General features: G+C 53.5%; 1 protein-coding gene. It reads left to right on the top strand.

Features of this window, described 5'->3' with window-relative positions; translation table 11 throughout:
• Positions 1-141 precede the first annotated feature (141 nt).
• Positions 142-389: YicC/YloC family endoribonuclease (locus M3629_RS28155; protein WP_285889070.1), on the top strand; the 248-nt coding region annotated here is incomplete at its 3' end.

Raw genomic sequence — 389 nt, 5'->3', positions numbered from 1 at the left:
CCTACAGCCCCTGGCGAAAATAACTTTGCAGCGATATCCCTTAAAACAATCGTCCTTGAAGTATTTCATCACTATTCCTGTTAAGTCACCGCCCGCACGGCTATAATCCTTGCATTCATTATTACGAAAACAGGAACGCCTATGATCCGCAGTATGACCGCCTATGCCCGCCGTGAAATCAAGGGTGACTGGGGTAGCGCCGCATGGGAGCTGCGCTCGGTAAACCAGCGCTATCTGGAAACGTACTTCCGCCTGCCGGAGCAGTTCCGTAGTCTGGAGCCCGTGGTACGCGAGCGCATTCGCGCCCGCCTGACTCGCGGTAAAGTCGAATGCACCTTGCGTTTTGAACAAGATCCCAGCGCTCAGGGTGAACTCATCCTCAACGAAAA

The organism is Paenibacillus polysaccharolyticus (genome assembly GCF_023714295.1).
GTDB classification, from domain to species: Bacteria; Bacillota; Bacilli; order Paenibacillales; family Paenibacillaceae; genus Paenibacillus; species Paenibacillus polysaccharolyticus_A.
This window is presented reverse-complemented; position numbering and strand designations above follow the sequence as displayed.